The sequence below is a fragment of the Streptomyces sp. NPDC005181 genome (assembly GCF_040608395.1).
Taxonomy (GTDB): domain Bacteria; phylum Actinomycetota; class Actinomycetes; order Streptomycetales; family Streptomycetaceae; genus Streptomyces.
Map to the genome: position 1 here is coordinate 100,739 of NZ_JBEXID010000006.1, position 14,535 is coordinate 115,273.

At 69.7% G+C, this 14,535-nt stretch carries 12 protein-coding genes, 2 tRNA genes and 1 pseudogene; 5 read left to right on the forward strand and 10 right to left on the reverse strand.

Translation table 11 applies throughout. The features are described from left to right. Window positions 1-104: 104 nt before the first annotated feature. Entirely contained in the window at window positions 105-524 is a 420-nt protein-coding gene (locus ABZV38_RS06455) for a Fur family transcriptional regulator (RefSeq protein ID WP_356325141.1), read from the forward strand. 159 nt (window positions 525-683) lie between these two features. Continuing rightward, window positions 684-1,205, forward strand: a pseudogene (locus ABZV38_RS06460) (hypothetical protein); the annotation flags it as partial. Between the two features lie 81 nt (window positions 1,206-1,286). Here ABZV38_RS06460 and ABZV38_RS06465 read toward each other — a convergent pair. The 4 genes from ABZV38_RS06465 to ABZV38_RS06480 all read right to left on the reverse strand — a co-directional run bounded on the left by ABZV38_RS06465 (window position 1,287) and on the right by ABZV38_RS06480 (window position 6,804). Beyond that, window positions 1,287-1,360: transfer RNA gene (locus tag ABZV38_RS06465), tRNA-Met, on the reverse strand. Between the two features lie 123 nt (window positions 1,361-1,483). After that, window positions 1,484-3,553 carry a sel1 repeat family protein gene (locus ABZV38_RS06470; protein WP_356325143.1) on the reverse strand — a complete coding sequence of 690 codons (2,070 nt, stop codon included), beginning with the start codon at window positions 3,551-3,553 and terminating at the stop codon, window positions 1,484-1,486. Between the two features lie 213 nt (window positions 3,554-3,766). Then, window positions 3,767-3,840, reverse strand: a tRNA-Met gene (locus ABZV38_RS06475). A gap of 84 nt (window positions 3,841-3,924) precedes the next feature. Next, entirely contained in the window at window positions 3,925-6,804 is a 2,880-nt protein-coding gene (locus ABZV38_RS06480) for a UPF0182 family protein (RefSeq protein ID WP_356325315.1), read from the reverse strand. A 127-nt stretch (window positions 6,805-6,931) separates the two neighbouring features. Between ABZV38_RS06480 and ABZV38_RS06485 the strand changes: the two genes are divergently transcribed. Next, complete coding sequence (locus ABZV38_RS06485; RefSeq protein WP_356325145.1) at window positions 6,932-7,501, forward strand: PPA1309 family protein; 570 nt, start codon at window positions 6,932-6,934, stop codon at window positions 7,499-7,501. 46 nt (window positions 7,502-7,547) lie between these two features. On the opposite strand, the gene ABZV38_RS06490 is transcribed toward ABZV38_RS06485, so the two are convergent. From ABZV38_RS06490 to ABZV38_RS06505, 4 genes are all read right to left on the reverse strand, one after another. Continuing rightward, on the reverse strand, window positions 7,548-8,636 hold the full coding sequence (locus ABZV38_RS06490) for a PDZ domain-containing protein (RefSeq protein WP_356325148.1): 1,089 nt from the start codon (window positions 8,634-8,636) through the stop codon (window positions 7,548-7,550). A gap of 143 nt (window positions 8,637-8,779) precedes the next feature. Beyond that, entirely contained in the window at window positions 8,780-8,950 is a 171-nt protein-coding gene (locus tag ABZV38_RS06495; RefSeq protein ID WP_176902138.1) for a hypothetical protein, read from the reverse strand. Window positions 8,951-9,077: 127 nt separating this feature from the next. Continuing rightward, window positions 9,078-9,539 (reverse strand): molybdenum cofactor biosynthesis protein MoaE, encoded by a 462-nt coding sequence (locus ABZV38_RS06500; protein WP_356325150.1) that lies wholly within the window; start codon window positions 9,537-9,539, stop codon window positions 9,078-9,080. A gap of 136 nt (window positions 9,540-9,675) precedes the next feature. Beyond that, window positions 9,676-10,818 (reverse strand): SDR family oxidoreductase, encoded by a 1,143-nt coding sequence (locus ABZV38_RS06505; protein ID WP_356325152.1) that lies wholly within the window; start codon window positions 10,816-10,818, stop codon window positions 9,676-9,678. A 190-nt stretch (window positions 10,819-11,008) separates the two neighbouring features. Here ABZV38_RS06505 and ABZV38_RS06510 point away from each other — a divergent pair, with 190 nt between their 5' ends. Both ABZV38_RS06510 and ABZV38_RS06515 read left to right on the forward strand, forming a co-directional pair. Beyond that, window positions 11,009-12,457 (forward strand): zinc-dependent metalloprotease, encoded by a 1,449-nt coding sequence (locus tag ABZV38_RS06510; RefSeq protein WP_356325154.1) that lies wholly within the window; start codon window positions 11,009-11,011, stop codon window positions 12,455-12,457. After that, window positions 12,454-13,008, forward strand: coding sequence for an NUDIX hydrolase (locus tag ABZV38_RS06515; protein WP_356325156.1), 555 nt, complete (start codon window positions 12,454-12,456; stop codon window positions 13,006-13,008). Before ABZV38_RS06510 ends, ABZV38_RS06515 begins: the two co-directional genes overlap by 4 nt. Before the next feature lie 67 nt (window positions 13,009-13,075). Here the strand turns inward: ABZV38_RS06515 and ABZV38_RS06520 are convergent, their stop codons facing one another. Both ABZV38_RS06520 and ABZV38_RS06525 read right to left on the reverse strand, forming a co-directional pair. Continuing rightward, entirely contained in the window at window positions 13,076-13,831 is a 756-nt protein-coding gene (locus ABZV38_RS06520; RefSeq protein ID WP_356325158.1) for an AIM24 family protein, read from the reverse strand. 19 nt (window positions 13,832-13,850) lie between these two features. Further along, window positions 13,851-14,531, reverse strand: a complete 681-nt coding sequence (locus ABZV38_RS06525) for an AIM24 family protein (RefSeq protein ID WP_356325160.1) — start codon at window positions 14,529-14,531, stop codon at window positions 13,851-13,853. Between the last annotated feature and the right edge of the window lie 4 nt (window positions 14,532-14,535).

Genomic DNA, 14,535 nt, shown 5'->3' on the forward strand with positions numbered 1-14,535 from the left:
GCCTATGCCCGTGCCGATCCTACATTGGACTAAGTCCAAGTCAAGCGAACATCCAAAGTCACACCCGTTCGGGAAAGGGGCCCCTCGCTGTTAGGCTTGCTCTTATGAGTGACCTGTTGGAACGACTCCGCGGACGTGGCTGGCGCATGACTGCGCAGCGGCGTGTCGTGGCCGAAGTCCTCGACGGGGACCATGTGCACCTGACGGCCGACGAGGTCCATGCCCGGGCGGTCGCCAAGCTGCCGGAGATCTCCCGCGCCACCGTCTACAACACGCTCGGTGAGATGGTGACGCTCGGCGAGGTCATCGAGGTCTCCACCGACCGCCGCGCGAAGCGGTACGACCCGAACGCGCACCGTCCCCACCAGCACCTGGTCTGCGCCCAGTGCGGCGCCATCCGTGACGTGCACCCGGCGGGCGACCCGCTGGCGGACCTGCCGACGGGCGAGCGGTTCGGCTTCACGGTCTCCGATGTCGAGGTGACGTACCGCGGCATCTGCCCGAACTGCGCCGCAACTGCCTGAGACGGGGCGAAGGGCCCGGTGCGCATGTCATGCGCACCGGGCCCTTCCGCGTTCCACCCGACCGGGACCGAGACTGCGTACCTCATCGGCCATTTCCGGCGCAGCGCCTCTTCGGCGAGCACCGCAGGGCCTGCCGGAGGAGCGCGCCGACCGCGCACGCTGAAGAAGCACGGCGGCGGCCTCGACAAGATCAGTTTTCAGCAGCTCGGCTCCGCGGACGTACTGACCGCCCTGCAGAACGGCGGCGTGGACTCCGCCTGGCTGCTCGACCCGATCTGGCGCAAGGTGGACGGCGACAAGCGGTACGCGTTCCTGGGCGGCCAGCCGGTCGGCGAACCGCTCGGCGGTCTGCTCTTCGGCCCGACGCTGCTGACCGAGGAGCCGGACGCTGGTGTCGCCTTTCTCCGCGCCTACATCCGGACGGTGAACACCTGCTTCGCCGGGGACTACAAGTCCGATCCGGCGTTCGTCACGGAGCTGGCGAAGCTGATGAAGAGCGACGAGGCGACGCTGCGGTCGACGCCGTCGATGCGGATGGACTGGGAGATCCGGAAAGGCACGACGGACCGGCTGCAGCAGGCATACAGCGACGCGGGCGTTTCGGAGGGCAAGCCGCCGGTACCGGAGGAGAAGGCCGTCGACCGGGCGATGTACGGGGAGGCGGTGGGCCACAGGCTCTGACGCGACGTCCGTACGGCATGCACAGCACACGGCATGCACAGAAGGCCGGATCCTCGAAAGGATCCGGCCTTCTGTCTTCAGTAGCGGGGACAGGATTTGAACCTGCGACCTCTGGGTTATGAGCCCAGCGAGCTACCGAGCTGCTCCACCCCGCGTCGTGAACACAACATTACGTGACGCCCTGGACCAGCGCAAATCCGTTTCTGCAGGCTGTGGAGGTCGCGGTGCCGCGGGGGTCCCCGCGACCCTCGTGACCCCGTGTCGCACCCCGCTCACCGCTACGCGGTCAGCTCCTGGTGCAGGGCCTCGCGGAGCCGGGCGGCCCGCTCCGCGACCTCCGCCGGGCCCAGCTCGACCGCACGCGCGCACCAGCGCTGCCCCTCGGTGAGCTCGCCGCGGCGAGCGGCGAGCAGAGCGAGCCGCAGCGCGGCCCGGCCGTGGCCGTCGTTCGCGGCGCGGCTCCACCACAGGGCGGCCTCGCGCTCGCTGCCCTCGCGGGCGAGGAGGAGCCCCAGATTGAAGGCACCGTTGCGGCTGCCCGACTCGGCGGCCTCGCGGTACCAGCGCGCGGCGCTCTCCAGATCGCCGCGGGCGGCGGCGAGCATGCCGACGCGCACCTGGGCGCGGCGGTGCCCCTGTTCGGCGGCCCGCTCGTACCAGGCCTCGCACTCGGTCTTCTCCGGCATCGGCTCGCCGAGCCCGGGCGGTCCCGGCGGCGGCTGACGCGAGTCCAGCACCCCGGCCAGCCGGAAGGCCGCCTCGGCGCTGCCGCCGCCCGCGGCGCAGCGCAGATGGCGTTCGGCCTCCTGCTCCTGGCCGTGGTGCAGCAGGGCCATGCCGACCTGCAGCGCGGCCTCGGTGTGCCCGGCGGCCGCGGCCCTCTCGTACCAGGTCAGGGCCGCCCGGTCCTCGTCACGCCCGGCGTGCAGGATGCCGAGGTTGAAGGCGGCGTCGACACTGCCCGCCTCGGCGGCCTTGGAGAACCAGGGCTCCGCACCGGTCGCGTCGCCCGCCTGGAGCAGCAGCACGGCCAGGGCGTTGGCGGCCTCGCGGTGGCCGGCGTAGGCAGCACGGCGGTACCACTGCTCGGCCTGCGGCGTACGGTCCTGGGCCGCGCAGAGCAGCCCGAGGTTGTAGGCACCGTTGACGTCACCCGCGTCCATGGCGGCGCGGTACCAGCGCTCCGCGGTCTGCTGCTCGCCGCGGGCGGCGTGCAGGGCTCCCAGCGCGTTGGCGGCGTTGCCGTCGCCCTCCTGGGCGGCGCGCAGCCACCACACGGCCGCACTCTCCTCGTCGCCCGCGTCGCGCAGCAGGAAGCCGAGCGCGCAGGCCGCCCTGGCCTCGCCGCTCTTGGCGGAGGTGAGGTACCAGCGGCCGGCCTCCTTGAGCTCGCCGCGCTGCTCCAGAATGGCCCCGAGATGCAGGGCGGCACGGCGGTGACCGCGCGCGGCGGCCTGCCGGTACCACTGCTCGGCCTCACCGATGCGCCCCGTGGCCGAGCCCGCCACGGGTCCGTTGTCCTTGCGCGCGCCCGCACGGCCCGTCTTCCGCGCAGTGGCGCCGGTTCCGGTGCCGCCGCCGGCGCCACTGCGCGCAGGCAGGCCCGTCCCGTCCGCCCCCGGGCGGCCGAACGCGTCGTGCGGGTCGTCGGCGGCCGTGCGCTCCAGGGTGCGTGCCAGGCGGTACGCGGCCTCTCGGTGCCCCTGCTCGGCGGCAGCGCGCAGCCAGCGCTCGGCACCGACGTCGCTGCGGTGTTCCAGCAGGTCGGCGAGAGCGTACGCGCCCAGCGCATGGCCCTGCTCGGCGGACTGGCGGAGCCAGTACTCCGCGCCCGGCTCATCGCCACGCTCGCGGTAGTGGCGGCCCAGGGCGTGGGCCGCGGCGGCGGAACCGGCGACGGCGGCGATACGCCACCAGCCGGCCGCCTCGTCGGCGTAGCCGCGCTGGTGGAGAAGGACGCCCAGGTTGTTGGCGGCGGCCCGGTCGCCGTCGGCGGTGGCCGCACGCAGATAGGGCTCGGCGCCGTTCAGATCGCCTCGGCGCAGCAGCAGCGCACCGAGGACACTCATCGACGCGGTGTCTCCGGCGTCGGCGGCACGACGGTGCCGCACCTCGCTCTCAGCGGTCTCCGTGCTCTCGACGCTCTGGGTGTTCTCGACGCTGTGGGACGGCTCCGTGGCCCCGGCCACCCCACCGTTCTCGAAGGTTTGGACAGCCCGGACGGCGTCGGCGTCGTCCGCGGCATGGGCAGCAAAAGCCGCATCTGCCATGTTTCCCATCTCATGGACGCGTCGTTGCACAAACCGCCCTGTCTCCAACAGAGTTGCCCTGTCCCCCATAAATACCATCGTCCCACCACCTGCAACCCGCGTACACCTGGTATATCGCGGCCAGTGAGGTCACTTCAGCGTTTTGTCGACATGCCCACAGAGAGATAAGTCAAACACGTTCGGAGCCAACTCGTGCCCTGCGAACCGCACTTCAGACCCTTCGCGCGAGAAAGTCTCCGAGACACGACGAAGGCCCGGATCCTCGAAAGGATCCGGGCCTTCGTCTTTCAGTAGCGGGGACAGGATTTGAACCTGCGACCTCTGGGTTATGAGCCCAGCGAGCTACCGAGCTGCTCCACCCCGCGTCGTTGTGTTCAAACCGTACCACGACGCGGGGGTGGTGCTTTACCCGTTTCCACCGGCCACTACTGGCCGCTGCCGGCCGCCGCTCAGCTGCCCTTCTCCGTCTTGGGCTGGGCCGCCGCCGCACGCCGCAGCGCGTCCTCCAGATCCGCCTGGGCCTTGCCGTAGGCGCTCCAGTCCTGCTTCTTCAGGGCTGCCTCGCCTTCCGTGTAGGCCTTCTGTGCATCCGCGATCGCCTGCTTCAGCGCGGCGTCACCGGTGGCCGGTGGCTTCGTGGTGTTGCCCGGTGGCCGGGTGGTCTCCGTCGGCGGCTGGCTGGTGCCGGTGTCCTCCACTCCGAAGACCGCGTTGAGCGCCTCCCCGAGACTGTTCTCGAAGACGGTCTTCGATCCGTACGAGGCGGCGACCTTGCGCAGCAGCGGATAGTTCTGCGTGCCACCGCGCGTGTACACCGGCTCGACGTACAGGAAGCCCCCGTCGAGCGGCACGGTCAGCAGGTTGCCGTACTCGATGTCGGAGTCGGTGCCCTTGAGGTTTCTCACGAACTCGGCGACATCGTCGTTGCCGTTGAGCTCGCTCTGTACCTGGCCGGGTCCCTTCACCGTCGTGGTGACTCTCAACAGCCTTATCGTGCCGTAGTCCTTGCTGGCCGCATCCGCGTCCACCGCCATGAACGCCCCGAGGTCGGGCCGCCCCTTCGGGGTGAAGGTGGTGGTCAGCGAGAACTTCTGGGCCGACTGGTCCGGCATCTTTATGCTCAGGTAGTACGGCGGAACGGCGCCGGACTCCTTGTTGGTCGGGTCGTCCGGGACCTGCCACGCGTCACTGCCGCTGTAGAACTGTGCGGGGCTGGTGACGTGGTAGCGGGTGAGCAGCTCGCGCTGCACCTTGAACAGGTCCTGCGGGTACCGCAGGTGGTCCATCAGGTCCTGGGGGATGTCGGCCCGCGGCTCCACCGTCCCCGGGAACGCCTTGCGCCAGGTCTTGAGGACCGGGTCCTTGGTGTCCCACTCGTACAGCTTGACCTTGCCGTCGTACGCGTCGACGGTCGCCTTCACCGAGTTGCGGATGTAGTTGACCTGGTTCTGCTGGGCGACGACCGCGCGCTGGTTGGTGGTCAGCGAGTCGGCCGTGGTGTCACCGAGCGTCGTACGCGAGGCGTACGGGTACCCGTTGGTGGTGGTGTACGCGTCGACGACCCACTGGATGCGGTGGTTCACGACGGCCGGATAGGCATCGCCGTCGATGGTCAGCCAGGGGGCGACCGCCTCGACGCGCTCCTTGGGCGTGCGGTTGTAGAGAATCCGCGAGCCGTCGCCGATGGCCCCCGAGTAGAGGATCTGCGGCTCGCTGAATGACACCGCGTACGCGGCGCGGTTGAAGGCGCTGCCGAGACTGACTCCGCTGTTGCCCTTGTAGCTGGTGGTCTTCTCGCCGTCCTCCTCGTAGTCGAGCTCCTTCTGGGGCCCGCCGACGATGGAGTACTGCTCGGTCTTCTCGCCGTAGTAGATCTGCTGCTCGTACGAGCCGAGCTCGCCGGTGGTCGGCAGACCGGACTCGGTGAAGTCCGGGGAGCCCTCCGGGTTCTTGCCCGTCGTGGTGCCCCGGGCGGCAATGGCGCCGTAGCCGTGGGTGTACGTGAAGTGGTCGTTGATCCAGTTGCGCTTGGGGATGCCCTCCAGATTGAGCTCACGCAGACCGATGACCGTGTCCTGGTCCTTGCCGGCGGGGTCCTTGTAGCGGTCGACGTCCAGCGTCTTGGGGAACTGGTAGTAGTTCCGCTTCTGCTGGAGCTGCTGGAAGGCCGGGGAGACGACGTTGGGGTCCATCACCCGGTAGCTTGCCGCTTCGTCCGCGCCGGCACGGAGCTTCGCTTCGTCGGTCGTGGTGCTCTTGCCCGTGTAGTCGTCCACCTGCGCGTCATCGATGTCGTACGCGTCACGCGTCGCCTCGATGTTCTTCCGGATGAACGGGGCTTCCTTGGCCTGCTCGTTCGGCTGGACCTGGAACTTCTGCACGATCGCCGGGTACAGCCCGCCGATCAGGATCGCCGAGAGCACCATCAGGCCGAAGCCGATCATCGGGAGCTGCCAGGTGCGGCGCCACAGCGTCGCGAAGAACAGCACGGCGCAGATCGCGGCGATGCAGAACAGGATCGTCTTCGCCGGCAGATAGGCGTTGGCATCGACGTACCGCAGGCCCGTCCAGTTGTCCGTCGCCTTGAAGTCGCTGGACTTCACGGCGAGGCCGTACCGGTCGAGCCAGTACGCCACGGCCTTCAGCGAGACGAAGACGCCGAGCAGCACCGACAGGTGGCCGGTGGCGGCGCCGGTCGCCCGCGCGCCGGGGCTGGTGATGCGGAGCCCGCCGTACAGGTAGTGGGTCAGGGCCGCGGCGATCAGCGAGAGCACCGTGGCCGCGAAACCGAAGCCCAGCAGGAAGCGGTACCACGGCAGGTCGAAGGCATAGAAGGACACGTCCAGGTGGAACTGGGGGTCCTTCTGTCCGAACGACACGCCGTTCACGTACATCAGCCACGTACGCCACTGGCCCGAGGCGGATGCTCCGGCGATCAGCCCGACGAGCGCGGTGATCGCGAGCAGCACCCACCGCTTGTACGGGGCGAGGCTCATCCGGTAGCGGTCCAGGCTCTGCTGCTCCAGCGACATCGCGCTCAGCGGCGGCCGGAGCCGGTGTGCGAGCCAGATGTTCACGCCGACGGCGATCGCCATCAGCAGTCCGAAGACGAGGAACAGCCCGATCTTGGTCCACAGGGTGGTGGTGAGGACGGACGAATACGCGACCGACCGGTACCAGAGCCAGTCCGTCCAGAACCCGGCGAACATGACGAACGCCATGGCGAGAATCGCCAGGACGCCCAGTGTCATGAGCAGGGTACGGGCGCGCCGGGACGGGCGGCCGACTCTGATCCGTGGCCCGGTCGGGCCTCCGCCGCGGTCCGGCATCTGGAAAGCCAACGTGCGCCCCTCGAAGTTCGCGGTCGTGTGAAGCAGGCCCAGCGATCGTAGGGCCCACCTATGCAACTTACTGAGGCTTTACCTAGTTCCCGTTCCCGGGACGGAAGGAGGCAGGATGTTGAGCATGCCCAACGTTTCCCCCTCAGGCCCCCCGATGGCCGCGAGCCCCCTCACTGTCGCCGTGCTCGAAATCGACGAGTACGCCTCCGGCCTCGGCTGGGACCAGCCGGCCCGGCTCTTCGCGCTCGTCGACACCGCCAAGCTGCGCGTCCAGGAGCCCGGCCTCGCCGCCCAGCTCGGACTCGACAGCTCCGATTCGACGACCGCCGCACTCACCCCCATCGAGCAGGAGGAGCTTCCCCCCGGAAAGGCGCTGGACGAGTTCCTCGCCACGATCGCCTGGCCCGACGCGGTCGTCGGCTGCGCCATGACGGTGGAGCGCCTGATGCTGCCGCCGTCCGCCGAGTCCTCCGTACCGGAGGGGCTCAGTGACGCCCAGCTGACCAAGTGGGTCGCCAAGCACCCCGACCGTCAGGAGGTGCGGATGACCGTGGCCGTCCTGCGCAACGGTGCGCGGGAGTCGGCCGTACGGCTCCGGGAGAAGGACTCCCCGACCGAGGTGCTGACCGGCGCCGGCCTGGTGCCGGGGCTGGCCGAGGCGCTGGCCGCCACGTTCGAGTCCTGACCGGAGCGAGCGGTGGCGCTCGCCCCTCCCGCCAGGGGCGGCGCGGTCAGCCTGCCGAGCAGCTCGGCAGGCCGGCCGTGTCGCCCGTGCGGATCTTCTCCAGCGACTTCTTCGCGTCGTCGATCGTCTTCACCTTGACCAGGGTGAGCCTGCTGGGGGTGTCGGACGCGGCGGCCCGGCAGTTGTCGTCCGGCGTCAGGAAGTACCTGGCGCCCGCGTCGCGCGCACCGACCAGCTTCATGTTGATGCCCCCGATCGGGCCGACCTTGCCCTGATCGTCGATGGTGCCGGTGCCCGCGATGAACTTGCCGCCGGTCAGCTGCCCGGGCGTGAGCTTGTCGACGATGCCCAGGGAGAACATCAGACCGGCGCTCGGGCCGCCGACATCGGCGAGCTTGATGTCGATCTCGAATGGGAACGTGTGATCCGTCCCGGCCTGGATTCCGACGATCGCCCGGTTCTCCTTGGGCGCCTTCTTCGTCGTGATGGTGATCTTCTCGGTTCCCTCGGGCTGCTTGCCGGCCTTCTCGGCCGCTGCCGCCGTCTTGGCCGGGATCACCGTGAAGGTGACGTTCTCCCCCGGCTTGTGCTTGGTGACGAGCTTCGCGACGTCCTCGGGCTGCTTGACCGCCGTACCGTCGACCGCCTTGATCACATCACCGGCGTGCAGCTTGCCCTGCGCGGGGCTGCCCTTGATCACCGTGGAGACCACGACGCGCGGCGACACCGGGATGCCCAGTTCGGTCAGGGCGGCGACCTTGGCGCTCTCCTGGGACTGGCTGAACTCCTCGGCGTTCTCCTGCGTCGACTGCTCCTCGGTCTTGCCGCCCGGGTACAGCGTGTCGTGCGGAACGATGACGCTGTCGTGGGCCAGCCAGCCGTAGACGGCCTCGACGAGGTTCATCTTGTAGTCGGCGCCGGTGACTCTGACCGTCGTCATGTTGAGGTTGCCGGACGTCTTGTACGTCGGATGCCCGGAGATCTGCAGGACCGGCTCGCCGTCGACCTTGCCGAGGGTGTTCACGGTCGGCCCCGGAGACATCTCCGAATACGGCACTGTGATCAGCACGCCTGCGCAGAGCAGCGCGATGAGGATCAGCGTGGAGGCGAGCATCGTCGCGGTGCGGCGTGGCATGGAACGACAGTACGGGAAGGGTCCGTCAGTGCACCGCCGGGGCCGGTCCGTACGGGGCGGAGGGCCGGGCGTCGTGCTGTGCCGAGTGGCGAAGGCAGTCGGCGCCGGGATACGGATTGGCGACTGCGTACATCGGTGCTGCGTCAGGCAGCGTCGGAACCGGAGTCCGATCTCTCCATCGCTTCACGGAACCGGGCATATCCGGCGAGTTCGGTGACATCGCCGGTCGTGCGATTGCGGGCGGCCCAGCTTCCCCATATCGCAGCACCGAAAGCAGCGAAAAGGGGAATCAACAACCAGGCGAGTGCTGCCATCACGACCTCCCTACGCCATGAGCGACCGCAACTGACCGATCAGCAGATTAGCCCTCTGCAGATCCAACGCTCACGGCAGGGGTGCGGTTACGCAAATCGGGGCGGATGTCGCCGGTCCGGTTTGCGCTCAGCAGGCGCCGACCCACTCCTCCGTACCGTCGGAGAACCGCTGGTGCTTCCAGATCGGAACCTCGTGCTTGAGGTCGTCGATGAGCTTGCGACACGCCTCGAAGGCCTCCGCGCGATGCGGGCAGGAGACGGCGACGACCACGGCCAGGTCCCCCACCTCCAGATCACCCACCCGGTGGACCGCGGCCAGTGCCCGGACCGGGAACTCGGCGACGACCTTCTCCGCCACCCGGCGCATCTCGTCCTGCGCCGACGGATGGCAGGAGTAGCCGAGCGCGCCGACGTCCTGGCCGCCATCGTGATTGCGCACCGTGCCGACGAAGAGCGCTGTGCCCCCCGCGGCGTCGTCCCCGACAGCGCGGAAGATCTCGTCGACGGACAGCGGGGTGTCCCGGATCTCCAGCAGCCGGATCGGGTCCTGCGCCGCCTGCTCACCGGGGTGGTCGTGGGTGGGTGCCATGGCGCCCATGGTGCCGCACGGCACCGACATCGCGGAATAGCGCATTTCCGCCTGCGTGCCGCAGGCCGCCTTGAAGCCTTCTACAGTTCCCGGGCGTCCCGGCCCCGGTCCGACCCACCGCGGGCGGCCACCTGCCTCAGATCCGGCGGCGGGCCTTGCGGGCGCGGCGGACCAGGGCGGCGGTGCCGAGCAGCGCGACGGTCGCACCGGCGGCGCCGGCGGCGGTGGCGTCCTTGCGTCCGAGCCTGCGCCCGGCGACGGTGTGGCGGCCCTCGACCTCTTCCAGGAGGGCCGCGAGCACTTCCTCGTTGGTCCAGTGGGGACGCCAGCCGACATCGTGCAGACGGCTCACGCTGACCACCCAGGGGTGCATCGTGTAGGCGAGGTCTCCCGCCGGGGACGGGGTGAGGCCGATCCGGTGCAGCCGGGCGGCAGCGCCGAGGGCGACCGCGGAGGGCAGTTCCATCCTGCGGACGCCGCTGAGCTCCTCGACCTCATCCTGTTCCAGCCAGCCGTCGCAGCCGACCGCGAACTCTCCGTCGATCTTCTCCAGCGCGGCGTACTCCAGGGCCGTGACCAGGTCGTCGACATGGCAGAACTGCCACGTGGGGCGCGATCCGGCGACGACGAGGAGGCGCGGCGACTCGAAGTAGCGGGTCAGCGCCGTGTCCGTGCCGCCGACCAGGACGGTGGGGCGGACCACGGTGACGTTCAGGCCGGGGTGGGCGCGGGGTGCGCGACGCCCGAGCCGTTCGATCTCCAGGAGGTCGCCGACGCCGGTGGCCTCCGCCGTGGCACGCAGCTCGGCGTCCTCGGCGAGCGGGATGTCGTTGTCGGGAAGCGCCCCGTAGACCATCGCCGAGGTGCAGAGCACGACCCGGTGGACCCCGACGGCCGCGGCGGCCGTCAGCACGGTCTGGGTGCCGCGGACGTTGTACGCGGTACGGGCGGCGGGGTCGGTCTCCAGATCGAGATCGAGTGCCAGGTGGACGACGACGTCTGCGCCGCGCAGCTTCTCGGCAATGGCGGGGTCACGTACGTCGAGGATGTGCCAGATCGCCTCGGAGACCTCGCCGCGGCGCTCGTCGATGGCGATGACCTGCTTGATCTCTTCGGAAGCCGCGAGGCGTGCGGTGAGCAGCTCACCGACACCGGTCGCGGCACCGGTGACCGCGACGACGGGACCGCGGCTCCTGGAGCGGCTCTTCGAAGGTTTGCTCTCGGGCGAAGGGTCGGCCAGGTTTCGCGCTGCGCGAACCTGAGGATCTGGGGAACTCACCGGGCGTCTCCAGCGGTTGTCTTCAGTACGTACCCGAATGACGCGTACGTACCAGGTGGCGTCCATCCTGCCGCAGGCCGGGAGTCGGCGGAGCACTGAGGCCCCGAGCGGGCGTGGTGTCTACGCTGGATGGTGATGTCGGGCAGTCGCCGTCGGTTCGAGCCGGCGGCCCTACGAGCCGAGGAAACCCGTGAGTGACACCCCATTCGGATTCGGCCTTCCGCCGGAGGAGCCGGAAAACGGCGACGAGGGCAAGAAGAAGGACCCCGCCGGAGGTGGGCAGGGTTCGGGCGGGCCTGCGAACCCGTTCGGCTTCGGGCCGGGCGCGGGCGGGGACAACCCGTTCGCGGCGATGTTCGGCACGATGAACCCGAACGACCTGGGAGCCGCCTTCCAGCAGCTCGGCCAGATGCTGAGCTACGAGGGCGGTCCCGTGAACTGGGACATGGCCAAGCAGATCGCCCGCCAGACAGTCTCCCAGGGCACCCCGGACGGCACGAAGGACGCGAGCGTCGGTCCTTCGGAGCAGGCCGCGGTCGACGAGGCGCTGCGGCTGGCGGATCTCTGGCTGGACGGCGTGACGTCGCTGCCGTCCGGTTCCGTCTCGACCGTGGCGTGGAGCCGTGCGGAGTGGGTCGAGGCGTCGCTCCCCGCCTGGCAGAAGCTGGTCGACCCGGTGGCTGAGCGCGTCGGCCTCGCCATGGGCGATGTGCTGCCCGAGGAGATGCAGGCGATGGCGGGTCCGCTGATCGGCATGATGCGGTCGATGGGCGGCGCCATGTTCGGCCAGCAGATCGGGCAGGCCGTGGGCGTGCTGGCGGGGGAGGTCGTCGGCTCGACCGATATCGGGCTGCCGCTGGGCCCGGCCGGCAAGGCCGCGCTGCTTCCGCTGAACGTCGAGATGTTCGGCAAGGACCTGAGCGTGCCGCAGGACGAGGTTCGGCTGTATCTCGCCCTGCGTGAGGCCGCCCACCAGCGGCTCTTCGCCCATGTGCCGTGGCTGCGCTCGCACCTGTTCGGCGCGGTCGAGGGGTACGCGCGCGGCATCAAGGTCGACACCAGCAAGCTGGAGGACGTGGTCGGCCAGTTCGACCCGTCGCAGCCCGAGCAGCTGCAGGACGCCCTTCAGCAGGGCATGTTCCAGCCGGAGGACACACCGGAGCAGAAGGCCGCGCTGGCCCGGCTGGAGACGGCGCTCGCGCTCGTCGAGGGCTGGGTCGACGCAGTGGTGCACGAGGCCGCGAAGGGCCGGCTGACCTCGGCCGACGCACTGCGCGAGACCATGCGCAGGCGGCGCGCCTCCGGTGGTCCGGCCGAGCAGACCTTCGCCACGCTGATCGGCCTGCAGCTGCGGCCGCGACGGCTGCGGGACGCCTCGCGGCTGTGGGCGTCGCTCACGGACGCGCGCGGTCTCGACGGGCGCGACGCCCTCTGGGCGCACCCGGACATGCTGCCGACCGCCGGTGACCTGGACGACCCGGACGGGTTCGTGCACCACGAGCAGCTGGACTTCTCCGAGCTGGACAAGATGCTCGGCGAGGCCGCGAAGGGCACCCAGACGCCTCCGGACGACGCCGGCGACCGGGGCGATGCGGACGGCAAGGGCGGCAGGGACGGCAAGGACGACACCGACCAGTGAGCCTGCACGACGACGCAGTCCTCGTACTGAAGAGGTACGAGTCATTGGCCGACCCGGACCAGGAGCAGCAGAGCCAGGTCTATCTGGACCATCTGGCACGGCACCCGGACGGCATGTGGAAGGCCTGCGGGGCCGGGCATCTGACGGCCAGCGCGCTGGTGGTCGATCCGGAGCGCGGCCGCGTCCTGCTGACGCTGCACCGGAAGCTGCAGATGTGGCTGCAGATGGGCGGGCACTGCGAGCCCGAGGACGCCACGCTGGCTGCCGCGGCGCTGCGCGAGGCCACCGAGGAGTCCGGCATCAGCGGCCTGACCCTGCTGTCGGGCGGCCCGGTGGTGCTGGATCGGCATGCGATCCCGGCACCCTGTCACTGGCACCTGGATGTGCAGTACGCGGCGCTGGCACCGTCGGGCGCCACGGCGCAGATCAGTGACGAGTCGCTGGACCTGCACTGGTTCCCGTACGACGAAGTGGCCGAGGTGGCCGACGCCTCGGTCGTACGCCTGGTGGCGCGCACACGCGCGGCGCTGGAGGACGGCCGGCGGCCGTAACGGACCGTAACGGGTAAGGGGCAACCTCCCGGGAGATCGCCCCTTACCCGTGTCCGTGCGGTGCGGCTCAGTTCCAGGCGTTGTTCTGGTTCTGGCCGTGCGCTCCCTGCTGGCCCATGCCGTACTGGGCGCGCAGCCCCTGGCCGATCTGGGCGCTCTGCGGGGGCAGCACCTCGCTGGGCTGCACCAGGGCGAAGCCCTGTCCGAGGAAGCTGAGCTCCCAGCCCTCGCCGGTGTTGCCGCGCCGCCGCCAGACCCCGGAGGAGTGCGTCTGGGCCTGCATCTGCACCCGCAGGGAGCTGGACCAGGCGACGATCGCATCGGCGTCGACGTTGACGTACTTGTCGGGCGTGACCTGCATCATCAGCGGCTGGCCCGAGGTCATCAGGGCGACCTTGCCGGTGCCGGAGATGTTGAGCTGGTACTTGCCGGTGCCCGAGATGCCGTACTGGCTGTCCACGGCGATGACCTCGGTGTGCAGCGACGAGTCGAGCGCCAGGACGTAGGCACTGTCCACCGTCATTCCGTCGTGGTCGACGTCCACGACGTGGACGTACTGCGCCAGGTTGGCGAGGTAGACGGTGCCCTGCCCGGAGCAGCGCATCAGGTCGAGACCCTCACCGGTGGTCGCGCGGGCGCGGCGCTGCCCGTGCGACTGGTACTCGCCGTCGAACTCCATCAGCCCCTGGTAGGCGACCATGGCGCCCTTGCGGGCGAGGACGTCGTCACGACCGGTCAGCGAGACCCGCAGGAGCTGCGGGTTCTGCACGGTGTACCGGTCCTGGGACTGCTGTTCCGTGTAGCTGAAAAGCGGACTCTGCATGGTGTGTTCTCCCTCCCCCTCAGTTCCGGATCCGCAGGCGGTCCGTACTGTCCTCGCTCGGCTGGACGACGACGATGCCCTGCCCGGAGAACGCCATCTGGTATGCCTCGCCGCTTCCGCGCCCGATGAGCGCGGAGGCCTTGAAGCTGCGCTTGCCCTTGACCTTGAGGTTCGGGGACCACGCCACGAGGGCGTCCGGGTCGACGTAGGTCTCGTCGTCGCCGCGCCCGCAGTCGACGACGATCGGCGTGCCACGCGAGGTGATGGCGACCCAGCCTGTCCCGGCGATGCAGACGTTCCACAGGCCCTGGCCGGCGAACTTGGCCAGCCCCTTGACCCGCTCGACGCCCCAGGTGAGGTGGCCGTCGAAGGCCAGGACGTTGGTGCCGTTGACCGAGAGCGAGTCGTTGTTGAGATTGATGACGACCACATCGGCGCCGTAGTCGGCGAGGTAGAGCAGCCCGTCACCGGCGCACTTCATCAGGGGTGCGCCCTCGCCGGTGATCCACTGGGAGGCGATCTGGCGGACGGCGGGCGGGTTCGGTTCGTACTGGATGAAGCCCTCGTACGACACCATCGAGCCGGTACGTGCGTAGAGGTCCTGGCCGGTGGCCATGGCGACCTTGAGCATCGTGCGGCCGTGGTTCTCCATCCGGGCCGTGACGGGGGTCGGGGCGAAGCCCGCGAGTTGCTGATTCATGACG